This window comes from Aquincola tertiaricarbonis (assembly GCF_000969605.1).
Taxonomy (GTDB): domain Bacteria; phylum Pseudomonadota; class Gammaproteobacteria; order Burkholderiales; family Burkholderiaceae_C; genus Aquincola; species Aquincola tertiaricarbonis.
Genome location: NZ_JZUE01000039.1, coordinates 13,504 through 37,485, shown reverse-complemented (window position 1 = coordinate 37,485; position 23,982 = coordinate 13,504). Strand labels below are relative to the sequence as shown.

Sequence of the window (23,982 nt, the reverse complement as noted above, 5' to 3'; positions counted from 1 at the left end):
AACACCGGATACAACCTATTGAAGCTTCACACCTAGCGGCGCTGGCAGGTGCAGCGATTGCTCGCTCTTCAGAGGGATGCGGCGCGACGACCAGGGCGGGCAGCATCGTGTGCCTGTCCTTCGAAGGAGCCGACCATGTCCCAGACGCACCACCTGCCAGCGCCGCACCTGCTGGGCGAGACGCTGGCCGCCTACGGCTTCGATGCCCGCGACTTCGAACTGGAGCACGACCCCGAGCCCGATCTGAGCGCCGCGCTGGGCCTGCAGGACAGCCTGATGCTCGTGCGCCGGCGCTCCACCGGCGCGGTGCGCTTCTACCTCGGCGCCTCCTGGTACACCGCCGTGGTGAGCGACCTCACCGCCGGCGAATTCGGCCGCGCCTGAAGCCGGCCGGGTTCAGCCGGTCCGCCGCGCCTCCCGCGCGGCCGTCACTTCCACCGGCCGCAGTTCGGCGGCCGCCTTGTCCAGCACGCCGTTGACGTACTTGTGGCCATCGGTGCCGCCGAAGCTCTTGGCCAGTTCCACGGCTTCGTTGATCGCCACCTTGTAGGGCACGTCGATGCAGTGCTTCAGCTCGTAGGAGCCGATCAGCAGCACCGCATGTTCCACCGGCGACAGCTGCGAGGTCTGCCGGTCCACATGCTTGGACAGCACCGCGTCCAGGTCGGCCGCCTCGTGGATGCAGCCATGCAGCAACGCATCGAAATGCGCCGCATCGGCCTTGCCGAAGTCTTCCTGCTCGCGCATGTGCGCATCGATCACGCCGGCATCGGTGCCCGACACCAGCCATTCGTACAGGCCTTGCAGCGCCACTTGCCGCGCGTTGCGGCGCGCCACGTTGGCGGCCGACGGGCGTTTCGGGCCGTTCGGCCTCTTGGGAGCGGGGCTCACTTCAGTTCCTTCAGCAACAAGGCCATTTCCACGGCCACGCGGGCCGCGTCGCGGCCCTTCTCTTCGATGCGCGCCTGCGCCTGCAACGGGTTCTCGACGGTCAGGATGGCATTGGCCACCGGCAGGCGGTGGTCCAGCGACACCCGCGTCACGCCGGCACCGCTTTCGTTGGCAACCAGCTCGAAGTGGTAGGTCTCGCCGCGGATGATGCAGCCCAGCGCCACCAGCGCATCGAACTCCCCCGAGGCCGCCATGGCCTGGAGCGCCACCGGCACTTCCAGCGCGCCGGGTACTTCGGCGCTGCGGATGCGATCCGCGCGCACGCCCAGCGTCGCCAGTTCCGCCACGCAGGCCGCATGCAGGCCGGCCGTCACCTCGTCATTGAAGCGCGCGCGAACGATGCCCACGCGCAAATGCTCGCCGTTCAGGCCGGCGACGGCGCCTTTGTCAGAGCCTTGCATGTCAGTCCTTGGAAGAGGGCGTGGAGGCGGCAGGTGCTTCGGTGAATCCGGTGACCTCGAGGCCGAAGCCGACCATGCTGGGCATGCGGCGCGGCCGGCCCAGCAGCCGCATGCGGCGCACGCCCATGTCACGCAGGATCTGCGAGCCGATGCCGTAGGTGCGCAGGTCCATCGCGTTGGCGGGGCGCGGCGCGCCCAGGCCGTCCGCCGCCACGGCGCGGGTGAGCAGGGCCTCGGCCTCGTCGGCGCAGTTCAGCAGCACGGCCACGCCGCGTCCGGCCGTCTGCAGGGCGCGCAGGGCACTGGGCAGCGGCCAGGAATGACGGGTGTTGGCGGTGTCCAGCAGGTCGAGCACCGACAGGGGCTCATGCACCCGCACCATCACTTCATCGTCTGGCTGCCAGCGTCCCACGCTCAGCGCCAGGTGGGCACCGCCGGTGCGGTCGCGGAACACCGTGCATTCGAAGTTGCCGTAGGCCGTGTTCAGCGCCCGTGCGCCCACGCGCTGGATGATGGACTCGGTATGGCTGCGGTGCTGGATCAGGTCCGCGATCGTGCCGATCTTCAGGCCGTGCTCCTGGGCGAAGATCTCCAGGTCCGGCAGGCGCGCCATCGTGCCGTCGTCCTTCATGATCTCGCAGATCACCGCCGCGGGCATCAACCCGGCCATGCCTGCCAGGTCGCAGCCGGCTTCCGTATGGCCGGCGCGCATCAGCACGCCGCCATCCTGCGCCTGCAGCGGAAAGATGTGCCCGGGCTGCACCAGGTCCGCCGGCACCGCGTTGCGTGCCACCGCGGCCTGCACCGTGCGCGCGCGGTCGGCGGCCGAGATGCCGGTGGTCACCCCTTCGGCGGCTTCGATGGAGACGGTGAAGGCGGTGCCGTGCTTGGTCCCGTTGCGCGTGGCCATGGGCGGCAACTGCAGGCGCTCGCAGCGCTCGCGGGTCAGCGTCAGGCAGATCAGGCCGCGCCCGTAGCGCGCCATGAAGTTGATCGCTTCCGGCGTGGCATGCTCGGCGGCCAGCACGAGATCGCCTTCGTTTTCGCGGTCTTCCTCGTCGACGAGGATGACCATGCGGCCGGCGGCCAGCTCGGCGACCAGCTCGGGAACAGGAGAAATGGGCATCCGGGCATTGTAGGTGGGGCGCCTGCGCGCCCTGGCCACTGCCGCCGAAGGCCGGTGGGGTTCAGGCGGTCGCGGCCTGGCCCAGCATGCGCTCGACGTAGCGCGCGATCAGGTCGACTTCCAGGTTCACGCCGCTGCCCGCGGCCAGCTCGCCGAGCGCGGTGTTCTCGATGGTGTGCGGGATCAGGTTGATGCTGAGTTCGCAGCCGTCCGGCCGGTCGGCCACGCGATTGACCGTCAGGCTCACGCCATTGACGGTGATCGACCCTTTGTAGGCCAGGAACTTGGCCAGCGCCTGCGGGGCCAGGATGCGCAACTCCCAGGATTCCCCCACCGGCGCGAAATGGGTCACCGTGCCCACGCCGTCGACGTGCCCCGACACCAAATGGCCGCCCAGGCGGTCTTGGACACGCAAGGCCTTCTCCAGGTTGACGCGGCCCGGCTGGGACAGCCCGGCGGTCTTGTCCAGGCTTTCGGCGGAAATGTCGATGGTGAAGGTGGCAGCAGCCGCATCGGACTGAGTCACCGTCATGCACGCGCCATTGATCGCGATGCTGTCGCCCGGCTGCACGTCGTCCAGGTAGCCGGCGGGCGCGGCGATGGACAGCTGCTTGCCATGGCCGGCCTGCTCGCCAAGCGACTGGACCTGGGTGATGCGGCCGACGCCGCTGATGATGCCTGTGAACATGGGACGGTTTCTCTGGTTGGAAGGGCCGCGTGTGCGGTGGTCAGAAGTGGTCGCGGCCGCGCGGCCGCAGCCGCAGCCGCAGGTCGGCGCCTACGCGGGTGCAGTCGATGAATTCGAAGTCCAGGCCGTCGGCCAGGCGTTCCAGCGGCCCCAGGGCGGCCATGTCGCGCCCGGCCCCCAGCATCCTGGGCGCCAGGTAGACCAGCAACTCGTCCACCCAACCCTCGCGCAGGAAGGAGCCATTGAGCCGATGGCCGGCTTCGACATGCAGCTCGTTGATGCCGCGGCGCGCCAGATCCGCCAGCAATGCCGACAGGTCCGTCTTGCCGGCCGGTGTGGCAGGCAGCGTGGCCACCTCCACATGCGGCAGCTCAGGCCATGCGGACGGCGATGCCACCGCGGTGTACACCAGCGCAGCGCCTGGCGGCTGCAGCACGCGGGCGCTCGCGGCGATGTCAAGCCGTGAATCGATCACCACGCGCAAGGGCTGACGGGCCGTAGGCACCAGCCGCACGTCCAATCGCGGGTCGTCGTCCTTCACGGTGCCCATGCCGGTGAGCACCGCTCCCGCGCGCCGGCGCCATGCATGCCCGTCGGCCCGCGCTTCCGGGCCCGTGATCCACTGGCTCGCGCCGTTGTTCAAGGCAGTGCGGCCGTCGAGCGACGCCGCCACCTTCAGCCGCACCCAGGGCCGCTGCCGCCGCACGCGGGACAGGAATCCGATGTTGATCTCGCGGGCCTGCGCAGCCAGCAGGCCGACCTCCACCTGCACCCCCGCCCGGCGCAGCCGCTCCAGCCCGGCACCACTCACCTGGGGAAACGGGTCTTCCAGGGCGACTACCACCCTCGCGATGCCCGCATCGATCAGGGCGTCGCAGCAAGGCGGTGTGCGGCCGTGATGGGCGCAGGGCTCGAGGCTCACATAGGCAGTTGCGCCGCGGGGATCGTGGCCGGCTTCGCGGGCGGCACGCAGCGCCATCACTTCCGCATGGGCCGATCCAGCCGCCTGGGTGAAGCCCGTCACCTGCCAGCCTTCGCCCCTGAGCACGCAACCGACACGGGGGTTGGGGTCCGACAGCCCGACCGCCTGCTCCGCCACGGCCAATGCGAGGCGCATGGCTTGCAGGTCGTCTTCGGGCGTGGCGGGCGGGACAGCAGTAAGCATGCCCTGATTGTCGACCAGCGGCGCCACTCGCGCGGACTGCTCAGCTGGGACGTGGATCGTGCTGGGCCGTGCTGTTCGCCCCTGGACCGACCGGGCAGCTCTGGCTGCGCAAAATGACCAGGAAGTTCTGATTGAGCAGGTTCTCGGTCACGTTGACGTAGTCCAGCGGATGCTCGCGGTTGCTGATCGACTGCGAGCCGTCGAGGTCCGCGCTGTACCGGCACAGCTGGAATGCTGCCGCCTCGCCACGCCAGTAGGTGCCAGGCGCCATCGACAGGTAACCCGACCATGGGCCGCCCACGACCGACGGAAACACAGCGCAGTAGTACTCGATGCGCAACGGACTTCGCACCGCTGCAGAGTCGTCGAAGCATTCGGCCGTCGGCGTGTTGGTGCTGGCGAAGGTGAAGCTTGGCTGCACCGGAAAGGCTTCGCTCGACGGGACGTCAGCATTCGGTGGGGATGCCAGCGAGAACCACACATAGCCCGCCACCAGCCGCCCGGCGATCGGCGCGATGGGGCAGGCCGCCAGGTCCGCGGCCGTCAGGCTCTCGGTGGTGCGGTCCGTGGGCACCACGCACCGGGACGTGATGACACCGCTGCGGTTGTCGAAGATCCAAGCCACGGTGGTGGAGCCGGGGGGCTTGAACACGCTGCGGCCGTCCTGGAGATCGCGCACCCAGGGCGGCAGCCGGCTGTTCGTTCGGCTGCGAACGGCCGACGGCTGACCGTCTGGCGTGAGGCTCAGATAGCCTGACAACGCCGGATCGATGCCGGCAACGATCGTGTCCAGCCGCACGGGATGGGTGGTGCCTTGCCGGTCCGCCCAGGTGACCTGCGCCGTGATGGCGCGGAACGGAAACGGCGTGTTCAGCGGTACCGTGCGATCGAAGAAGTAGCTGGCATTGGTGCCCGCGAAGGGGAGCGGCGTTGACTCGGCGGTCGGCACGATGTCCTGGTAACTGCGCAGCCCTGCGGACGATTCCATCGTGACGAACGAGCGCGCGACGTCCAGGTCGTTCTGCGCAAGCCGCACGGCTTCCGAGCGCTGCTTCGCCACGTCGTTGCTCAACCGCAATGACATCTGCGTACCGACCGCGGCCAGCATGCCCAGTGCCATGACGAAAAACGCCACCAGCGCTTCCACCAGGGTGACGCCCGCCTGGCGGTCGCGGGAGGGGGCGTGTGAGCGCCTTTTTGTCGCCATCATCGAAGCCGCCTTTCAGCGATCCTGCCAACTACCGGGCACCCGGGCATAGGCGCCGGCGCTCAATTGCAGCCGGGTGAGCACATCGCGGTCGTAGACGATGCTCGCCGAGCCGGTCACGCCCGCGCAGCAATCGTCTTGCACGAGTACGCCGCCGCGGATCGAAGAGGCGGTGGCGGCGTTCACCCACGCCAGGCCCAGGGCATAGACCAGCCCGTTGATCTCGGTGAGGCCTTCAAGCGTCAGGCGTCCCTGCACCGCAAGGAACACTGGCTTGTCCGGCGTGCCGAGCGTGGTGCCGGCCGGCAGCGTCAGATCGCCGACCACGTAGAACATCCGGCTGCCGGCCGCTGCCGCGGCCAGCAGCGCGCCGTCACAAGGCTGGCCTTGGCAATCGAAGTTGCTGACGCCAGGCATCTTGCGGTAGGTGGTCTGTGACACCCCGGTGAAGCGACTGAAGAAGCGGAGCGCCCCGCCCATCGTGGTGTCATTCGCGCGCACCGCGTCCTCCGGCGGGGCACCGCCGAGACCGACGACCGTGGGCGTTCCCACGATGCCGCCTCCCGCATGCAGGGCGAGGGCACTGCTGCCCGCATCCCGGTTGACGAGCAGCACGGTTGCCGGAGGAGCGATGGCTTCGCCGAGAACAGTGATCGCCGCGATCGGTGGCTGCCGCACCACGGGCACCAGCGCGACCTGCATGGACTGGAGGGACGTCGCATCCGAGTTGCTGGTGCCGCCTGCATAACACCGCTGGTCGTTGCCGCTGGAGCATGCACGCGAGGAAATGCGCAACGGCTCCGCTGGCGTGGACGAGAGCCAGGGTCGCATGGCGACGATGAAGGCGGATGTGCTGGTCGGCTCCGGCGTCAGCGACGCCACGTCAGCGGTCGGGCAAGTGCAGCGCCAGCCTTCCTGCGCGCGGGTACAGCCGGCGAAACGGCCAACGCCGGTGGTCGCGGGCCGGACGCGGTCGTTGTCCACCTCCACGGCGAGGTAGCGCTCGCGGAAAGTGTCGAAGGTCGGGTCCTGCGTCGGGAGGCAGTTGGCGTCGATCCGCTGGTTGCTGTTCAACATCGCCAGCGCCCACTCTAGACCGCCCTGCGCCGCCTCGTAGGCCTGTGCGGAACGGTACTGGTTGGCTGAAGTCCGCTGCTCGAAGATCAGGGTGCGTGCCGAATACGCGGCCACCAGCAGCACGAGGAAGAACAGCACCATCACGATCACCAGCGTGGCTGCACCGCGCTGCCTGCCTCTGCCTTCCGGTGATTTCAGGTGATTCACGGACATGCTCCCACCACGCGATCGTTCGGCATCCGCAGCGTGCTTCTCAAGGTCCGCTGGATCGTCGCGTCCCGCGGCGAGCTGGCGACGAGCGCAATGTCCAAGGTGCGCACCTTGAGCTCCGGGCAAGATCCATAGCTGCAACCGTTGGTGCAGTAGTCCGCCAAGCTCACTTGCTGCTCGCGCAGATCCAGCGCGAAGTCCTGGACCACGACCGTCTGCACATCGGTGATGGGTTGCCAGACTTCGCCCACCAGCATCTGCAATGCGCTGTCCCGGAGCCGAAAGCCCGATGGCGTCGCATTGCCGGCCACGATGTAGCTGTACTGGATGGCATTGCCTGCAGAGGTGCTCACCGGCACGGTGGGGTTGGGCAGAACGTTCAGGTTGTTGGGCCGCCACACGCCAAGGCCGGCCTGGTCCCAGCCACTGGCGCGCCGGAGGTCCCGGTTCATCAGGTCGACCGCCGAGCGCAGTTCCTGTTGCACCTGCAGTTCGAGCATCAGCCGACGGTTGTCTCCGAGTTGACCGCTGGCCATCATCGCGGCGGCGGCCACGATGAAGAGTCCGACGGTGATGCCCACCATCAACTCCACCAGCGACAGACCGCGCTGCCGCTGTTGCATGGGCAGATGCTTCACAGCGGGCATGCGGGCACTCCGGGCATGGTTGCGTTCGGGCTGCAAGTGACGATGCTTCCCCGGGTCGAGAGCGACGTCATCAGTTGCGTGCCGCGCTGTCCCGTCAACGTCACCACCAATTCGGCGGTATGGAAGGCGCGTTCCTGGTTGATGATGATCGCGCTCGGTTGCGTCGTCAGGCTGACGCCTTGACCTTGCGGCAATGCAACGATCTTGAGCAATTCGACTTGCACGCCGTTTTCGCCGGCTACGCATTGCTCCGTGCCCTGGAGGCAATCGCATGTGCCTCCCGCATTGATGGCGTAGATGGCATAACAAGATGCCGACGGATTGCTCCTGAAATCGACGCGCACCGCTTCACCGCGTTGGATGGCTTCCGAGCGGGCGAACTTCAGGTCGGTCACCAACTGGGCGTTGACACCCCTGAGCCTTTCTCGTGCGACAGCCTCGCTGAAGGAAGGTACCGCCAGCGTCAGCAGCACGCCCACGATGACCAGCGTGACGATCAGCTCCACCAACGTGAGTCCCCGCTGCAGGCAACGACCCGATGAGTGGACGGCGGCGGCGTGCATGGTCTTCAGCGCACCCAGCATCGGGATCCGGTCTGGTCCGCATCCAGGTAGACGACGTTGCCACCGGCCGTCATGCGCAGCGACATGACACGGCACGCGCTGTCGGACGATTGGGGCGATGTGCTGCGTGCCGTGGCAGTGAGGGTGTAGCCGGTGGCGCCGGAGGCGCTGATCGAGCCGACGTAATGGTCGGTCTGGCGCGGCGCGCCGGCCAGTTGCTCGAGCGTTGAGGCATAGCTCGCGTTGTTGGCCCGGAACCGTTCCTGCGATTGCTGGATACCGGTCAACAGCATCACCGCATCGGCGCGGCGGGCTTTGCGCACCGATTCGGTGAACGTCGGCAGCCCGATCGCGGCAAGGATCGCCACGATGGCCATGACGACCAGCAGCTCCACCAGCGTGAAGCCCCGAGGAAGGGAAAGCGACTGTGGCATGACCGCACCATTATGTTGAGATTCGTGAACAGTTTCACGGTTCTCGGTGCCGCCTGTCGGCCGGCGGGCACCGCTTGTCCGTCAGCAAGGGGCGTGGCCCGCGTTGGTGCCCACGGGGTCGCAGACACGCGTGCGGCCGACGATGTTCACGATCGCCTGCAACGAGGCACGGCCGTTCGAGGTGATGTCGATCGCCGCAGCCGGCGTGACGGTGTTGCGTCGGCCATCGAACGTCATCTTGGCGATGTTCGCCGTGAGCTTGATGCCGGAAGACCGGGGCAGCAGTGCCGTGCGCAAGGTTTCTGAGGAGTGGCGGCAGGCTGCCTGGCCGGTGGTGTCACACGGGCAGGGCAGCGGCGTGGCGATGACGTAGCAGCTGCCTGCCGGTGTCTGCGCGAAGGTCAGATGAACTGGAGCGCCCCGTGCAATGGCCTCTGAGTACGCATAGCGCACGTCCGCCTTGAATTGCGCGGTCACGCCTTCCACGTGGTGTCGCTCGATGCTGGCCAGGAAAGCGGGCATCGCAAGACCCATCAGAACGGCCATCAGGGCGGCGACCAATACGGCCTCCACTGCGGTCGCGCCGCGAGCGAATCGGGATGTGCGGAATTGGGGCTGCGTCGTCATGTGCATCACCTTGTTGAGGTGATGCAAATCTAGGACGGCGCTCGGAGCAGGACATCCCTCCTAGGTGGGCCCGGCCCGCAGTCTCGGGATCAAATATCGCGAATCAATTGGCGGAATTCGTCGACATCTTCAAAGCTTCGATAGACCGAAGCAAATCGGACGTAGGCCACCTTGTCGATCTTCTTCAATTCGCGCATCACCAATTCGCCCAGGCGCGTGGAAGGCAGTTCCTTGGCGCCGCTGGTCCGCAGCACTTCCTCGATGCGCTCGATCGCTGCGTCCAACTGCTCCATGCTCACCGGGCGCTTGCGCAGGGCCAGCAGCATGGAGCCTCGCAATTTGGCGCTCTCAAAGTCGACGCGGGCGCCGCCCTTTTTCACCACCGACGGCATGGCGATTTCGGGCCGTTCGTAAGTGGTGAATCGCTTCTCGCAGCCCAGGCAGCGCCGCCGCCGGCGAATCACATCGCCTTCGTCGGAGTCGCGGGTCTCGGCGACCTGCGTCTCGGGGTGACTGCAGAACGGGCAGCGCATGCAGCGGCGGCCGGCGCGATCAGCGGTAGACCGGGAACTCGCGCGTCAGGACCGCCACCTTGTCCCGCACCTGCTGGAGCACCGCTTCGTCGTTGGGACGGTCCAGCACATCCGCGATGAGATGACCGGTCTGGCGGGCCTGCTCCTCCCGGAAGCCGCGGGTGGTGAAGGCCGGGCTGCCGAGGCGGATGCCGCTGGTGACCATCGGCTTTTGCGGATCGTTGGGGATGCCGTTCTTGTTGCAGGTCATGTGGGCGCGGCCGAGGATGGCTTCCGCCTCCCTGCCGGTCAGGCCCTTGGGGCGCAGGTCGACCAGCATCACATGGCTCTCGGTGCGGCCGCTGACGATGCGCAGCCCGCGCTCGATCAGCGTTTCCGCCAGCGCCGCGGCGTTCTTGACCACCTGCTGCTGGTAGGCCTTGAACTCCGGCGTCAGCGCTTCCTTGAAGGCGACGGCCTTGCCGGCGATGACGTGCATCAGCGGGCCGCCCTGGATGCCGGGGAAGATGGCGCTGTTGATCTGCTTGGCCACGGCATCCTTCATCAGGATGATGCCGCCGCGGGGCCCGCGCAGGCTCTTGTGCGTGGTGGACGTGACCACGTCGGCATGAGGCACCGGATTCGGATAGACGCCGGCGGCGATCAGGCCGGCGTAGTGCGCCATGTCCACCATGAAGTAGGCGCCAACCGCCTTGGCCACCTTGGCGAAGCGTTCGAAGTCGATGCGCAAGGCGTAGGCAGAGGCGCCGGCGATGATCAGCTTGGGCTTGTGCTCGTGAGCCAGGCGCTCCATCGCGTCATAGTCGATGGCTTCGTTCGCATCGAGGCCATAGCTCACCACCTTGAACCACTTGCCGCTCATGTTCAGCGGCATGCCGTGGGTGAGGTGGCCACCTTCGGCCAGGCTCATGCCCATGATGGTGTCGCCGGGCTGCAACAGCCCGAAGAACACGGCCTGGTTGGCCTGCGAGCCCGAGTTGGGCTGGACGTTCGCGTGTTCGGCGCCGAAGAGCTGCTTGACCCGGTCGATGGCCAGCTGCTCCACCACGTCGACGTTCTCGCAGCCGCCGTAGTAGCGCTTGCCAGGGTAGCCCTCGGCGTACTTGTTGGTGAGCTGCGAGCCCTGAGCGGCCATCACGGCCGGGCTGGTGTAGTTTTCCGACGCGATGAGCTCGATGTGCTCTTCCTGGCGGCGGTTTTCCGCCTGGATGGCGGTCCAGAGATCGGGATCGATCTGGGCGATGGTGGAGTGGTTCCGGTCGAACATGGCAGTCCTTCTTCAGAGTTGAAGACCCCGGTCGCCGCCCGCCGTCGATCGTGACGGCGCAGCTTTACAGGGCTGCCCAGGCGAACGGCGGACACGGCGTTTGCAGCCGCCCGCGCTCCACGGTGGTCATCCACCTCGGGCCTGTGGCAAGGCCCTATCGCCAGTCGCGCGGACCGAGAGTGTATCCCCTCGCACGCGGCCGGCCGGCGGCCGGGGGCTAGTCGAGCAGCGCCACCTGCTCGGGCTGGTCGGCCTTGGGCTCGACCGGCGCAGCGGGACTGGCAGGCTCGCGCGTGGCGGTCACGGCAGGAGTGATGGGCGCATTCACCGGAACGCCCTTGCCGCTGGCAACGCGCTGCAGGTTGGACTGCTCGGCCAGCACCTTGCCGGCGTAGCCGCCGTCGTCGGCGAAGTTGGCGGCGCCCACGTAGTAGCGCAGGCCGGCTTCCAGGCCGCCGGCGCGTGCGATGCACTCCTTGAGCACCTGCACGCCCACGCGCAGGTTGGTGACCGGATCGAACGCGGCATGGATGCCGCCGAAAGCCTGGTACTTGTCGTCATGCACCCGGGTCATCACCTGCATCAGGCCCTGGGCGCCGACAGCGCTTTGCGCAAAGGGGTTGAAGCTGGATTCAATGGCGACGATGGCCAGGATCAGCGTGGGGTCGAGCCCGGCGCGCTGGCCGACATGCCAGGCTTCCTGCACCAGGCGGCTGACCGGTTCCGGCGCCACGCGATAGCGGCGCGACAGCCAGTTGGCGATGGCCGCCTGCTGGCGCGTCAGGCCCTTGGGGTCGGCGGCGGTGGCGCGCGCGACCGCGTCCGGCTCGCTCAGGGACACCAGCATGTTGCCGTCGGACTCGGCGCGCGCCTCGTGGCGCGACTGCAGCCAGTCGAAGGCGGCCTGTTCCACCTGGTGGCGCAGATCGGCGCGGCCGCCGGCGAAGACCAGCGCCGCGACCACGGCCAGACCCACCAGCGCCAGCGTGTTGTGGCTGACTTCCAGCAGGCCATGGCCCACATCGCGGATGAACACGCCGAGAGAGGTCCTGATGGCGCGGACAGTGCGAAGCAATTTCATCGTGTCCCTTCGTCGGTTGCCGGCGGCCAGGTCCGCTGGGAGCGGTCCGGGCTGCCAGGGGCAACCGTGATAACTTGCCGCGCTTTCGAGTCCGGACTCGTGACGGCTCCCACCCCGCGGGGTGGTCATTGACCAGTCCTGCCAACTTCCGGGCAGGGACTACGGGTAAACCCTGATTAAGACCAGGAAGCCGAATTCTGCGGTCGTTCAAATAACCGGTCAACCATAATGAAATCAGTCAACATGCCCTGTGGTTATGAAGTACCGTGATCTCCGTGACTTTTTACGCCAGCTGGAGGCCGTGGGCGAGCTGACGCGCGTCGCCGATGCGGTGTCGCCCCGGCTGGAAATGACGGCCCTGGCCGACCGGGTGCTTCGTGCGGGTGGACCGGCGCTGCTGTTCACCGCCCCGGGTGGCCATGGCATTCCCGTGCTGGCCAACCTCTTCGGCACCCCGCGCCGCGTGGCCATGGGCATGGGCGCGGACAGCCTGTCGGAGCTGCGCGACGTGGGTCGCGTGCTGGCCAGCCTGAAGGAGCCCGAGCCGCCGCATGGCCTCAAGGACGCCGGCCGCCTGCTGCAGATGGCCAAGGCCCTCTGGGACATGAAACCCACCCGGGTGAGGGGGGCGGCGTGCCAGGAATGCACCATCGACGGCGACGAGGTGGATCTTGGACAGCTCCCGGTGCAGCTGTGCTGGCCGGGCGATGCCGGTCCGCTGATCACCTGGGGCTTGGTGGTCACGCGCGGGCCCCAGTCGGTGCCGCAACCGCGGCGGCGGCAGAACCTGGGCATCTACCGCCAGCAGGTGATCGGCCGGCGCGAGGTGATCATGCGCTGGCTGGCGCACCGCGGCGGTGCGCTGGACTTCCGCGACTTCGGTCGCGCCAATCCCGGGCAGCCCTTCCCGATGGTGGTGGCGCTGGGCGCCGACCCGGCCACGGTGCTGGGCGCGGTGACGCCAGTGCCGGACAGCCTGTCCGAGTACCAGTTCGCCGGCCTTCTGCGGGGCAGCCGCACGGAGCTGGCCGACACCGGCGTGGGCGAAGGCGAGCACCGGCTGCAGGCGCCGGCCTCGGCCGAGTTCGTGCTGGAAGGCCACGTGCCGGTGGCCGCACCCGGCTTCACCGGCACCAGCGACGCCGGCATTCCGCTGGCCGAGCGCGGGGGTTACCTTCATGCGCTCGAGGGTCCGTTCGGCGACCACACCGGGTACTACAACGAGCAGGACTGGTTTCCCGTGTTCCGCATCGACCGCATCACCCACCGGCGCGACCCGATCTACCACTCCACCTACACCGGCAAGCCGCCGGACGAACCCGCCATCCTGGGCGTGGCGCTGAACGAGGTGTTCGTGCCCATCCTGCAGAAGCAGTTTCCGGAGATCGTCGACTTCTACCTGCCGCCCGAGGGCTGCAGCTACCGCATGGCGATCATCTCCATCCGCAAGAGCTACCCGGGCCATGCCAAGCGGGTGATGTTCGGGCTGTGGAGCTTCCTGCGGCAGTTCATGTACACCAAGTTCATCGTGGTGACCGACGACGACGTGGACATCCGCGACTGGAAGGAAGTGGTGTGGGCCATCACCACCCGCATGGACCCGGTGCGCGACACCACGCTGGTGGACGGCACGCCGATCGACTACCTGGACTTCGCCTCGCCGGTGAGCGGCCTGGGCGGCAAGATGGGCCTGGACGCCACCAACAAGTGGCCCGGCGAGACCAGCCGCGAGTGGGGCGTGCCGATCACCATGCAACGCGAGGTGGAGGCACGCATCGCCGGCGTGTTCGATGCGGTGATGGCCGGCCGAAAGAATTCCAATTGACCGCCGCCGCCCGATGCGTTTCGGGCGCTTGCGGCGGGCCGCCGGCTCATCTAATTTAGGGAGGCCTGCAACGCAGGCAGCAACCAACCGAGCAGTCTCTGCACGGGCGGAGCCCCGGACCTCCTACCTCCGGAGCCCCACTGGTGGCGTCAGCCACCCCAACCCCTCCTGCCCCTGGGCAAGAGGGGTTTCGCATTTCCGGGCTCAGGCGCCGGCCCACCAGCCCAGCTTCTCGTGCCAGAAGTACCAGTGCAGCAACTGGCCTTCGGGTGACGGAAACCAGCGGGTGAAGCGGTCGTCCGACAGCGAGCTGATGCCGGCCGGCGCTGGCACCACCTCCAGCGCGATGCCCTGGGCAGCGGCCGCCTCGCGGAATGCGCGCAGCGCACGTGGCATGTGCAGGTCGTGCGTGACCAGCACCACCTTGTCCACGCCGTCGCGCTGCAGCAGCGGCACGGTGAAGCGACCGTTCTCGCGGGTATCGCGCGACCGGTCCTCGGCCCAGCGCAGCGCAAGACCGAACTCCTGCTGGGCGATGCGCCGGGCCACCTCGGCCTCGCTCGGGCCGGGCACCGCCGCATGGCCGATGCCGCCGGTGTAGCCCAGCGGCGCGCCGGTCTGCCGCGACAGCCAGATGGCGTAGCGCAGGCGTTCCATCGTCAGCGGGCGCAGGCTGGGCAGGCCGTATTCCGGCGCCAGCCGCTCGCGGCCCGCGCCCAGGGCCACGATGGCCACCTTGCGGCCGCTGGCGGCTTCGGTGCGCAGCTGCTCGATCTGCGAGGCACTGAAGGCCGGATATTCCGGCATGCCCACGCGGTGCAGCCATTCGCCCACGCCCACCGTCAGGCTGGCCCAGGTGAGCACCAGGCCCAGCAGCAGCGCGCCGCCGCCGCCTCGCCGCGAACGTCGCCAGCTGAGCGCGCCGACGAGCGCGAGCAACAAGAACGGCACCGGCGGGATCAGCAGCATGCTGAGCACCGGCTTCCAGTGCTCGATGCCCGCGGCCATGAGGAGTTGGTTCATGCGCAAGAGGCTGCGGTTGGCAGCACACGGCAAAGCGTGGAATTGTGACGTGTCACCGCGACGCCACCGCGGCGGCTTGTGCAGCCGCGCCCATGGCGGCAGCATCCGCCGCCCTTGAGGAGATTTCCCGTGCATGCACAAGAAGAACACGCAGGCCCCGAGAAGACGCCAGCCGCCAGGCGCTGGCTGCGGCGCGCCGGCTGGGCGCTGGCCACGCTGCTCGGCCTGTGGCTGTTGACCTGGCTGGCGCTGCCGCCGCTGCTGCAGGCGCAGGCCCAGCAGCGGCTTTCGTCGCTGCTGGGCCGGCCGGTGCAGGTCGGCGCGGTGTCGCTGGCGCCGTGGGTGCTGTCGGTGACGGTGCAGGACCTGCGCATCGGTCCGGCTGGCGGGGCGGCCGGCCCTGACACGCTGCACATCGGCCGCCTGCATGCGGACGTGTCGGCCAGCTCGCTGTGGCGGCGCGCGCCGGTGGTGGAAGCGCTGCAGATCGACCGCCCCGTGGTGCAGCTCACCCGCCTGCCCGGCGGCGCGCTGGACATCGACGACATCGTCGCCCGCCTGCAGCCGCAGCCCGGCGAGGCCCCGACGCCACCCGCCCGCTTCGCGCTCTACAACCTGGAGCTGACCGGCGGCCGCGTCACCGTCGACGACCGCCAGGCCGGGTTGCGGCATGAGCTGGTGGACCTGCGCCTGGACCTGCCGTTCCTGTCCAACCTGCCGGCCGACGTGGCGGTGCGGGTGCAGCCGCGCCTGGCCTTCAGGATGGACGGCAGCAGCTTCGACACCGGCGCGGCGCTGGTGCCGTTTGCGGAGGTGCGCAGCGGCCAGCTGGCGCTGCGCATCGACGACCTGGATGTGGCGCGCTGGGCCGCCTACCTGCCCGCTGCCAGCAGCCCGCTGCGGCCGACCGCCGGCCGGCTGTCGACCGAGATCACCGCCGACTTCTCGCTGCGCGAAGGCCACCAGCCGCACCTGGCGCTGCGCGGGCAGGCCCGCCTGAGCGACGTCGTCCTGGCGGCCGGGAATGAAACCGGCGGCAAGCCCCTGGCAGCCTGGCAGCGGCTGGAGGTGGAGCTGCAGGACGTACTGCCCTTGGAGCGACGGGTGGCACTGGGCGAGGTCCTGCTGCAGGGGTTGCAGCTGACGGCGACCCGGGATGCCGGTGGCCGGCTGGAGCTGGCCCGGATGGTCGCGCCACCCCCAGAAGTGGCCAAGCCGCCGGCCACGCCACCCTGGCAGCTGCGGCTGCAGCGCCTGCGCCTGCAGGACGCCGCGGTGCAGTGGCGCGACGACACCACCCGCCCCGCAGCGGCGCTGGCCTTGTCCGCGCTGCAGCTCGAAGCTGGCCCGCTCGACACCACGGCACTGGCGGGCGTGCCCTGGCGGCTGGCCAGCCGGCTGGCCGCCAGCGGTGGCAGCCGGGCGGCCACGCTGGAGGCCGAAGGCACCGCCGGCGCGCAGGCCGCGCAGGCGTCGATCGGGCTGCAGGCGCTGGACCTCACGCTGCTCGGGCCCTACCTCGAGCCGCACCTGGCGGTGCCGATGGCCGGCGCCGTCGCCCTGACCGGCCGGCTGCACTGGAGCGCCGGCGCCCAGCCCCGGCTGGCCGCCGAACTCCAGCAGCTGCGCGTAGCCGACCTGCGCCTGGGCGAGGGACCGGCCGCCGCGGGCTGGCGCAACCTGACGGTGGCCGACGGCCAGTTGGACCTGCTGGCCCGCACGCTGGCCATCGGTCGCCTGGAGCTGGAGGAGCCGCGGCTGGCCTTGCAACGGGCTGCCGATGGCACGCTGGACGCCAGCCAGTGGCTGCGCCGTGCGCCGGCCGCAGCGCAGCAAGACTCTTCTCCTGCGGCGGCGCCCTGGCAGTTGCAGCTCGGCCAGCTGCAGCTGCGCGGTGGCCGGCTGCGCTGGGCCGACCAGGCGCCCGCCACCCCGGTGGCGCTGCAGCTGGCCGACCTGCGCCTGGACGCCTCCGGCCTGCGCTGGCCGGCGCAAGCGGCGGCGCCCGCGCGCATCAGCCTGCAGGCCCGGCTCTCCGACGCCCGCACCGGCGAGGCCGGCAAGCCGACGTCCGCACCCGGCCGCATCGACTGGACCGGCACCCTTGCGCCCCAGCCGCTGATGGCGCGGGGTGCGCTGCGGGTGCGGCGGCTGCCCTTGCATGCGCTGGCGCCGTATGCGTCCACCGGGCTGCAGCTGGTGCTGGCGCATGCCGACGCCGACTGGCAGGGCCAGGTGGCGCTGCAGCAGCAGGCGCATGGCCTGTCCATCGAGGCCGATGGCGACGCGCGGCTGGGCGATGTGCAGGTGCAGGCGCCGCCGCGGGATGGCGTGCCGGGCGATGCACTGCTGGCGTGGCAGGACCTGCAGCTCCAGCGCCTGCAGGTGCGGCTGGCGCCCGGTGCGGCGCCGCAGGTGTCGGTGCAGGAAGCTGCGCTGTCGGACTTCTATTCGCGCCTGGTGATCACCGAGGAAGGGCGCTTCAATCTGCGTGACGTCGCCGCGGCGCCGGGCGGCGTGGCCGAGCCGGCCGGCGCAGCCGGCGCCGTCACGCCGGGGCCGGTCATCGCGGTGGGGTCCACCCGCCTGCTGCGCGGCAGCATCGACTTCACCGACCGCTTCATCCGCCCCAACTACAGCGCCGAGCTGAGCGGACTGAATGGCAGCCTCGGCACGTTCAGCACCGCTTCGCCGCAGATGGCGGCCTTGTCACTGCAGGGCCGGGTGGCCGGCACGGCGCTGCTGGACATCAGCGGCAGCCTGAATCCGGCGGCCCGGCCGCTGGCCATGGACATCCGCGCCAAGGCCACCGACCTGGAACTGTCGCCTTTGTCGCCCTATTCCGGTCGCTACGCCGGCTACGCCATCGAACGCGGCAAGCTGAGCATGGACGTGGCCTACCGCATCGCGCCGGACGGACGCCTGGACGCCAGCAACCGGGTGGTGCTCAACCAGCTCACCTTTGGCGAACGCGTGGACAGCCCCGATGCCACCCAGCTGCCGGTGGCGCTGGCCATCGCCTTGCTGAAGGACCGCCATGGCGTCATCGACCTGGACCTGCCGGTCAGCGGATCGGTCAACGATCCGCAGTTCAGCGTCTTCGGCCTGGTGCTCAAGGTGCTGGGCAACCTGCTGGTGAAGGCGGTGACGGCGCCGTTCTCGCTGTTTGCCGGCGGTGGCGAGGCGGATGCCAGCCGCATCGGATTCGTGCCGGGCACCGACCGCATGGCGGCGGGTGCCGAAGCCGCGCTGGACACCGTGGCCCGCGCGCTGGCCGACCGGCCGGGGCTGCAGCTCACCGTCAGCGGCAGCGGCGACCTGGCGCTGGAGCAGGACGCGCTGCGTGCCGCCGGCCTGGACGCCCGGCTGCTGTCTGAGCACCGCCGCCGCGCCGGCCCGGCTGCGCCGCCGCCCACGCCCGAGGAGCAGGCAGCGCTGCTGCGCCGCCTGTATGCCGACACGCCCTTGCCGGACAAGCCGCGCAACCTCGTCGGCCTGGCCAAGTCGCTGCCGCCGCAGGAGATGGCCGAGCGCCTGCAGGCGGTGCTGCCGGCGGGCGAGGAGCAGTTGCGCGAGCTGGCCCAGCGCCGCGGCACCGCGGTGCGGGATGCCTTGCTGGCCCGCGGCGTGCCGAGCGAGCGGCTCTTCCTGGCGGCGCCGCGGCTGGGCGGTGGCGGTGGCGCGCGGCCCGGCGCGCCGGAGGCGGAACTGGTGCTGTCGGCGCGCTGACATGCTCCGGTCCGCCGGCTCGCGTAAGCTCGCGGGCCGCCCAACGACCAATGTCCGATGCCGGACGTTGGCGCCGGCCAGGAGTACAGAACCATGACGATCGAAACCATCACCCTCGGCGGCGGCTGCTTCTGGTGCACCGAGGCGGTGTACGAGCAGGTGGACGGCGTGGTGTCGGTGGAGTCCGGCTACAGCAACGGCCATGTCCACCGGCCCACGTACGAGCAGGTGTGCCAGGGCGACACCGGCCATGCCGAGGTGGTGCGGGTGCGCTTCGACAACGAGCGCATCTCGCTGCGCGAGATCCTGGAGATCTTCTTCGTCGTCCACGATCCCACCACGCTCAACCGCCAGGGCAACGACGTGGGCACGCAGTACCGCTCGGGCATCTACTTCCACAGCCCCGAGCAGGAAACGGTGGCGCGCGAGGTGATCGCCGAGGTGAATGCCGCCAGCGGCGGCCGCGTGGTGACGGAGCTGGTGGCCGAGGCCGACTATTCCCGCGCCGAGGATTACCACCAGCACTACTTCGCCAACCACCCTGGCGCAGGCTACTGCGCCTTCGTCGTGGCACCCAAGGTGGAGAAGTTCCGCAAGACCTTCCGCCACCGCGTGAAGGCCTGAGCACCGGCTGGCGCTGACGCCGGATGGTGACCAGGCACGTCGTCTCGCGGCCTTCGGCGCCGCGCCTGCCAGGGATGGCAGGGTGGCGGCGTGCCTGGCTTCACCTGCTGCTGCCGCTGGTGCTGCTGCTGGCGCAGTCGGCCGGCCTGCGGCACGGCGTGCTGCACCCGCATGCCGGCGGGCCGGCGCCACAGGCTCGGGCCCTGCAGGGCGCGGCGTCGGGCGAAGCAGGTCATGGCGCCGCAGCCTCGGGCGCGGCCCACCACGAGGATGGCTCGGCCCTGTGCCGCCTCATCGACCATCTGGGCCATGCCGACCTGCTGCCGACCGCCGCCGCGGTGGCGGTGCAGGTTGCCCGCCCACCGCTGTCGCCGGCCGCGTCGCCTGTCGGTGCCACGCCGTGCACCACCACGGCCTATGAGGCCCGCGGTCCGCCCACCACCGCGCTGAGCTGATCGCGCCCGGACGGCAGCCGCTGGCTGCGCGCCCGCTTTCCTCGTAGCAGCGCCGGCCGCGGCCCATCAGCGGCCGGCCGGCGCCAAGGTGGTTCCCGATGCACAAGTCCTTCACACCGGCGCGGCATGCGCTCGCGCGCGCCGCGCTGTCCTTCTTCGCCCTGCCGCTGGCTGCCGCCGCGCAAGGCACACCGCCCGTGTCCACCGTCGTGGTCACCGGCAATCCCCTGGGTCGCGACACGCTGGCCCAGCCCACCAGCGTTCTGGCCGGCGAAGGCCTGGTGCTGCGCCGCGGCGGCACGCTGGGCGAGACGCTGGACGGCCTGCCCGGCGTGGCCTCCACCGGCTTCGGTCCGCAGAGCAGCCGGCCGGTGATCCGTGGCCTGGATGGCGACCGGGTGCGCCTGCTGGACAACGGCGGCGCCTCGGTGGACGCGTCCAACCTCAGTTTCGACCATGCGGTGGCGCTGGACCCGCTGGTGGCCGAGCGCATCGAGATCCTGCGCGGCCCGGCCGCGCTGCTGTATGGCGGCAATGCCACCGGCGGCGTGGTCAACATCATCGACAACCGCATTCCGCGCGTGGCGGCCGAGGGCCTGTCCGGCCGTGCCGAGCTGCGCCTGGGCGGCGCCGCCCGTGAGAAAGCCGGCGCGGCGCTGCTGGAGGGCGGCGCCGGCGGGCTGTCCTGGCATGCGGACGTCGCGGGCCGCAACAGCGACGACCTGCGCACGCCGCGGTTTTCGGTGCCGCTGGAAGAAGGCGACAGCCAGCGCACCCGTCGGGTGGCCAACTCGGCCGGCCAGAGCCGCAGCGGCGCGCTGGGCGCTTCCTGGGCGGATGCCGACGGCTTCGTCGGCGCCTCGGTGGACCGCCACGAGAACGACTACGGCGTGACGGTGGAGCCCGACGTGGGCATCCGCATGGAACGCGACCGCGTGGCCTTGGCGGGCGAGCGCCGCCGCCTGGCCGGCCCCTTCACCCAGCTGGAGTTCCAGGCCAGCCACACCCGCTACAAGCACGAGGAAGTGGAGGGCAGTGGGGAGGTCGGCACCACCTTCCGCAGCACCGGCGACGAGCTGCGGCTGCAGGCCCGCCATGCGCCGCTGGGCCCGCTCACCGGCGTGTTGGGCCTGCAGGCAGAGCGGCTGGAGTTCTCCGCGCTGGGCGAGGAGGCCTTCGTGCCCGACACGCGCACCCGGTCGGTGGCGCTGTTCGCGATGGAGGAAGTGCAGGCCGGCCCCGCCACGCTGACCGCCGGCCTGCGCTACGAGCGGGTGCGCGTGTCCTCCGATGGCGATCGGCCCGACGCCGAGGAACCGCGCTTCGGCGAGGCGGGCGGGCGCCGCTTCAGCCCGCGCAGCGCGCTGCTGGGCGCCAGCCTGCCGGCCGGCGGTGGCTGGACGCTGCTGGCCACCGCCGGCGCCACCGAACGTGCCCCCGCCTATTACGAGCTGTATGCCAACGGCGTGCACGTGGCCACCGGCGCCTATGAGCAGGGCGATCCCACGCTGGGCCTGGAGCGCAGCCGCCACCTGGAGCTGGGCGCCGAATGGAAGCAGGCCGAGCACCGGCTGAAGGCCAGCGTGTTCCACACCCGGTTCTCGCGCTACATCGGCCTGGAGGCCACCGGCCGCGACGTGGCGGTGGAGGGCGAAGATGGCGAGGCCTCCAGCGTGCCCGAGTACGCCTTCCGCGCGGTGCGGGCGCGGCTGCGCGGCATCGAGCTGGAAGGCCGCACTAGGCTGCTGCAGCGCGCGTGGACGCTGGACCTGGACGGCAGCCTGGACCTGGTGCGGGGCGACAACCTGAGCACCGACGAGCCGCTGGCACGCATCGCGCCGGTCCGCGCCCGGCTGGGCCTGGAAGCGGCCTCCGGCCCGTGGCGGCTTGGCGCCCGCCTGGTGCATGCCGCGCGCCAGGACCGCGTGCCGGCAGTGGACGTGGCCACGCCCTCCTACACCGTGCTGAACCTGTGGACCAGCTGGCGCATGCCGCTGCCGGGCGCCGAGGCGCTGTGGTTCCTGCGGCTGGACAACGTGACCAACGAGCTGGCCTACAACGCCAGCGCGCTGCGCACCGCACGGGAACTGTCGCCGCAGGGCGCCCGCGCCCTCACCGCCGGCGTGCGGGTCGTGTTCTAGCGGCGCTGGGGCGGCTGGCGATCAGGGCGCCAGCCGTTCGCGCACCCAGGTGCCGCCGGCGTCCAGCCGGTACTGCAGCCGGTCGTGCAGGCGGCTCTTGCGGCCCTGCCAGAACTCCCAGCGCTCGGGCTGCAGCCGGTAGCCGCCCCAGTGCGGCGGGCGCGGCGGGTTCAGCGCAAAACGCGCGCCGAACTTGGCGGCATTGGCCACCAGGGTGGCGCGCGAGCCGATCACCTGGCTCTGCGGCGAGGCCCAGGCCCCGATGCGGGAATCGAGCGGGCGCGACTGGAAGTAGGCGTCGCTCTCGGCATCGCTGGTCTTCTGCACCCGGCCTTCGATGCGCACCACCCGCTCCAGCTCCACCCAGTGGAACTGCAGCGCCGCAAAGGGGCGGGCGGCGAGCTCGCGGCCCTTGCGGCTGTCGTAGTTGGTGTACCAGACCAGCCCCTGCGCGTCGCAGCCCTTGAGCAGCACCACGCGGGTGGAAGGCCGGCCTTCCTCGCTGACGGTGGCCAGCGTCATCGCCGACGGCTCCGGGATCTGTGCGGCCAGGGCCTGTTGCAGCCAGGCCTCGAATTGCAGCCGCGGGTCCGCAAGCGAGGCGCTTTCGTCCAGCTCGGCTCGTTCGTAACTCTTGCGCAGGTCGGCCAGTGAGATGTCCATCGCGCCAGCATAGCGCCCGTGCCCGGGCGCCACCGGCATTTGCGCTTACGTGGTTGGCCCTACGTAGCAGCCCCACTACCTGAGGGGCGGCATGGGTCCCATCCTTGCTATACCGCGCTGCAGCAATTCCGCGCCGCGGAGGAGGAAGGGAGCGTTGCACCATGTGGTCGCAACCGACAGTGATCGTCCTGGCCGCGGGCCGGGGAAGCCGTTTCCAGGGGCCCACCCACAAGCTGGCGCAGCCGCTGGAGGGTGGTGCGCCCGTGCTCGTGTCCACATTGCGCCGGGCGGTGGCGTCGCAGCTGCCGGTGCTGGTGGTCACCACCGCCGCGCTGGAGCCGCTGGCGCGCTCGGTGGTCGCCAGCCGCGACGTGGTGGTGCTGCCCGCGGCCGACAGCATGCCGGGCCTGGGCATGGGCAGCTCCATCGCCGCGGGCGTGGAGGCGCGCGCCCATGCGCCGGGCTGGTTGATGCTGCCCGGCGACATGCCGCTGGTGCGGCCCACCACCCTCGTGGCCGTGGCGCGGGCCTTGCAGCAGCATCCGGTGGCCTATGCCCAGCATGCCGGCCGGCGCGGTCATCCGGTGGGCTTTTCGGCCGAGCTGTTCACCGACCTCGTGCTGCTGCAGGGCGACGAAGGCGCGCGCCGCCTGGTGGCGCGTTATCCCGCGCAGGCGGTGGACGTGGACGACCCCGGCGCGCTCATCGACCTGGACACGGTGGAAGACTTCGCCGCCGCCCGGCGCCACCAGCAGCTGCAGGCGGTGGCGGACCGCTGAGAACCTGTGAACGAACCACTCACGCCCGCTCGACGCGCCCTGACGACCCTGTCGCGCCGCTCGGTCGCGACCGGTTCATTCACAGGTTCTGACGCCGCCCGGCTCAGATCAGGCGATGCTGCCGGGCCAGGCCCACCAGCCGGCGCAGTTCATGGTCGGTCATGCCGCGCTCCTCCAGGCAGCGGGCGGTTTCGCACAGGTACTCCAGCGTGCTGCCGAACTGGCCGCGCGCCATGCGCAGGATCTGGATCAGCTCGTCGTCGCTCAGGTGGCCGGTGTAGCTGGGGCTGCGGCGGCTGAGGGTGAAGGCCAGCGCCATGACCCGGCCCTGCGGCGTCTGGCAGGGCAGCCAGCGCGGGTCGTACACGCCGGTGATCATCTCCCGCGCCCACAGCCGCTCCAGCTCCACGTCGGCGCGTTCGCGCGCCACCCGGTACACCATGCCGCGGCAGGAGCCGCCCGGCATCAGCGCGAACACCAGCCCGGGCTGCTCCGGCGTGCCGCGGTTGATGCGCGAACGCATGCGCAGCGCACGGTGCCAGCCGCGCACCAGCGCGGGCCGGTGCTCGTCGGCGTGGAATTCGGGGCGCCAGATCAGCGAGGCATAGCCGAACACCCAGAGGTCTTCGGCCGCTTGCCACTGCCTGCGGATCTGCTGCAGCATGGCCCGCGGATCGCGGCTTGCCGGGGTGGGTAGCAGGTCGTCCATGACAGGGCGTGATGATGACAGAGCGACCCTGCCCGCCAGCGAAGTTGATTTGACGAT

Annotated in this window: 24 protein-coding genes and 1 riboswitch; of the genes, 7 read left to right on the top strand and 17 right to left on the bottom strand. The window is 70.1% G+C overall.

Going from position 1 to position 23,982, the window contains the following annotated elements:
- Positions 1 to 135: 135 nt before the first annotated feature.
- Positions 136 to 384 (top strand): hypothetical protein, encoded by a 249-nt coding sequence (locus VO99_RS26305; RefSeq protein ID WP_046115934.1) that lies wholly within the window; start codon positions 136 to 138, stop codon positions 382 to 384.
- Positions 385 to 396: 12 nt separating this feature from the next.
- Here VO99_RS26305 and nusB read toward each other — a convergent pair whose 3' ends face one another.
- From nusB to VO99_RS26235, 14 genes are all read right to left on the bottom strand, one after another.
- Positions 397 to 891 carry a transcription antitermination factor NusB gene (gene nusB / locus VO99_RS26300; RefSeq protein ID WP_046115933.1) on the bottom strand — a complete coding sequence of 165 codons (495 nt, stop codon included), beginning with the start codon at positions 889 to 891 and terminating at the stop codon, positions 397 to 399.
- Positions 888 to 1,352, bottom strand: a complete 465-nt coding sequence (ribH, locus tag VO99_RS26295; RefSeq protein WP_046115932.1) for a 6,7-dimethyl-8-ribityllumazine synthase — start codon at positions 1,350 to 1,352, stop codon at positions 888 to 890. Before ribH ends, nusB begins: the two co-directional genes overlap by 4 nt.
- A 1-nt stretch (position 1,353) precedes the next feature.
- Positions 1,354 to 2,478, bottom strand: a complete 1,125-nt coding sequence (gene ribBA / locus VO99_RS26290) for a bifunctional 3,4-dihydroxy-2-butanone-4-phosphate synthase/GTP cyclohydrolase II (protein ID WP_046115931.1) — start codon at positions 2,476 to 2,478, stop codon at positions 1,354 to 1,356.
- A gap of 61 nt (positions 2,479 to 2,539) precedes the next feature.
- Complete coding sequence (locus tag VO99_RS26285) at positions 2,540 to 3,166, bottom strand: riboflavin synthase (RefSeq protein WP_046115930.1); 627 nt, start codon at positions 3,164 to 3,166, stop codon at positions 2,540 to 2,542.
- A 40-nt stretch (positions 3,167 to 3,206) separates the two neighbouring features.
- Positions 3,207 to 4,331, bottom strand: coding sequence for a bifunctional diaminohydroxyphosphoribosylaminopyrimidine deaminase/5-amino-6-(5-phosphoribosylamino)uracil reductase RibD (gene ribD, locus VO99_RS26280; protein ID WP_046115938.1), 1,125 nt, complete (start codon positions 4,329 to 4,331; stop codon positions 3,207 to 3,209).
- Positions 4,332 to 4,371: 40 nt separating this feature from the next.
- A complete protein-coding gene (locus VO99_RS26275; RefSeq protein ID WP_083440942.1) occupies positions 4,372 to 5,541 on the bottom strand; it encodes a prepilin-type N-terminal cleavage/methylation domain-containing protein in 1,170 nt (389 codons plus the stop codon).
- Between the two features lie 12 nt (positions 5,542 to 5,553).
- Complete coding sequence (locus VO99_RS26270) at positions 5,554 to 6,822, bottom strand: pilus assembly PilX family protein (protein WP_198157079.1); 1,269 nt, start codon at positions 6,820 to 6,822, stop codon at positions 5,554 to 5,556.
- Positions 6,819 to 7,472 carry a PilW family protein gene (locus VO99_RS26265; RefSeq protein ID WP_046115927.1) on the bottom strand — a complete coding sequence of 218 codons (654 nt, stop codon included), beginning with the start codon at positions 7,470 to 7,472 and terminating at the stop codon, positions 6,819 to 6,821. The genes VO99_RS26270 and VO99_RS26265 overlap by 4 nt, the downstream gene beginning before the upstream one ends.
- The gene (locus tag VO99_RS26260; RefSeq protein WP_052736644.1) at positions 7,460 to 8,056 is read right to left on the bottom strand and encodes a GspH/FimT family pseudopilin; all 597 of its coding nucleotides are present in this window, start codon (positions 8,054 to 8,056) and stop codon (positions 7,460 to 7,462) included. The genes VO99_RS26265 and VO99_RS26260 overlap by 13 nt, the downstream gene beginning before the upstream one ends.
- Positions 8,041 to 8,469 (bottom strand): type IV pilin protein, encoded by a 429-nt coding sequence (locus VO99_RS26255; protein WP_046115926.1) that lies wholly within the window; start codon positions 8,467 to 8,469, stop codon positions 8,041 to 8,043. Before VO99_RS26255 ends, VO99_RS26260 begins: the two co-directional genes overlap by 16 nt.
- 81 nt (positions 8,470 to 8,550) lie before the next feature.
- A complete protein-coding gene (locus VO99_RS26250) occupies positions 8,551 to 9,096 on the bottom strand; it encodes a pilus assembly FimT family protein (RefSeq protein WP_198157078.1) in 546 nt (181 codons plus the stop codon).
- Between the two features lie 89 nt (positions 9,097 to 9,185).
- Entirely contained in the window at positions 9,186 to 9,629 is a 444-nt protein-coding gene (gene nrdR, locus VO99_RS26245) for a transcriptional regulator NrdR (protein WP_046115924.1), read from the bottom strand.
- A gap of 19 nt (positions 9,630 to 9,648) precedes the next feature.
- Entirely contained in the window at positions 9,649 to 10,896 is a 1,248-nt protein-coding gene (gene glyA, locus VO99_RS26240) for a serine hydroxymethyltransferase (protein ID WP_046115923.1), read from the bottom strand.
- A 67-nt stretch (positions 10,897 to 10,963) separates the two neighbouring features.
- A riboswitch (ZMP/ZTP riboswitch) is annotated at positions 10,964 to 11,074 on the bottom strand.
- A 39-nt stretch (positions 11,075 to 11,113) separates the two neighbouring features.
- Positions 11,114 to 11,977 (bottom strand): lytic transglycosylase domain-containing protein, encoded by an 864-nt coding sequence (locus VO99_RS26235; protein ID WP_046115922.1) that lies wholly within the window; start codon positions 11,975 to 11,977, stop codon positions 11,114 to 11,116.
- A gap of 256 nt (positions 11,978 to 12,233) precedes the next feature.
- Here VO99_RS26235 and VO99_RS26230 point away from each other — a divergent pair, with 256 nt between their 5' ends.
- A complete protein-coding gene (locus tag VO99_RS26230; protein ID WP_046115921.1) occupies positions 12,234 to 13,802 on the top strand; it encodes a UbiD family decarboxylase in 1,569 nt (522 codons plus the stop codon).
- Between the two features lie 204 nt (positions 13,803 to 14,006).
- On the opposite strand, the gene VO99_RS26225 is transcribed toward VO99_RS26230, so the two are convergent.
- A complete protein-coding gene (locus VO99_RS26225; protein WP_083440940.1) occupies positions 14,007 to 14,825 on the bottom strand; it encodes a YdcF family protein in 819 nt (272 codons plus the stop codon).
- A gap of 129 nt (positions 14,826 to 14,954) precedes the next feature.
- On the opposite strand from VO99_RS26225, the gene VO99_RS26220 reads away from it, so the two are divergent.
- The 4 genes from VO99_RS26220 (at position 14,955) to VO99_RS26205 (ending at position 21,774) form a co-directional block, all read left to right on the top strand.
- The gene (locus VO99_RS26220; protein ID WP_052736642.1) at positions 14,955 to 18,554 is read left to right on the top strand and encodes a DUF748 domain-containing protein; all 3,600 of its coding nucleotides are present in this window, start codon (positions 14,955 to 14,957) and stop codon (positions 18,552 to 18,554) included.
- 93 nt (positions 18,555 to 18,647) lie between these two features.
- The gene (gene msrA / locus VO99_RS26215; protein ID WP_046115919.1) at positions 18,648 to 19,178 is read left to right on the top strand and encodes a peptide-methionine (S)-S-oxide reductase MsrA; all 531 of its coding nucleotides are present in this window, start codon (positions 18,648 to 18,650) and stop codon (positions 19,176 to 19,178) included.
- A 26-nt stretch (positions 19,179 to 19,204) separates the two neighbouring features.
- Positions 19,205 to 19,633, top strand: coding sequence for a hypothetical protein (locus VO99_RS26210; protein WP_198157077.1), 429 nt, complete (start codon positions 19,205 to 19,207; stop codon positions 19,631 to 19,633).
- Between the two features lie 98 nt (positions 19,634 to 19,731).
- On the top strand, positions 19,732 to 21,774 hold the full coding sequence (locus VO99_RS26205; RefSeq protein ID WP_046115917.1) for a TonB-dependent receptor: 2,043 nt from the start codon (positions 19,732 to 19,734) through the stop codon (positions 21,772 to 21,774).
- Positions 21,775 to 21,795: 21 nt separating this feature from the next.
- Here VO99_RS26205 and pdxH read toward each other — a convergent pair whose 3' ends face one another.
- The gene (gene pdxH, locus VO99_RS26200; RefSeq protein WP_046115916.1) at positions 21,796 to 22,437 is read right to left on the bottom strand and encodes a pyridoxamine 5'-phosphate oxidase; all 642 of its coding nucleotides are present in this window, start codon (positions 22,435 to 22,437) and stop codon (positions 21,796 to 21,798) included.
- Between the two features lie 161 nt (positions 22,438 to 22,598).
- Here pdxH and VO99_RS26195 point away from each other — a divergent pair, with 161 nt between their 5' ends.
- Positions 22,599 to 23,216: a nucleotidyltransferase family protein gene (locus tag VO99_RS26195; RefSeq protein ID WP_046115915.1), complete on the top strand. Its 618-nt coding sequence runs from the start codon at positions 22,599 to 22,601 to the stop codon at positions 23,214 to 23,216.
- A gap of 103 nt (positions 23,217 to 23,319) precedes the next feature.
- On the opposite strand, the gene VO99_RS26190 is transcribed toward VO99_RS26195, so the two are convergent.
- Positions 23,320 to 23,925 (bottom strand): gamma-glutamylcyclotransferase, encoded by a 606-nt coding sequence (locus VO99_RS26190; protein ID WP_046115914.1) that lies wholly within the window; start codon positions 23,923 to 23,925, stop codon positions 23,320 to 23,322.
- Positions 23,926 to 23,982: the final 57 nt, after the last annotated feature.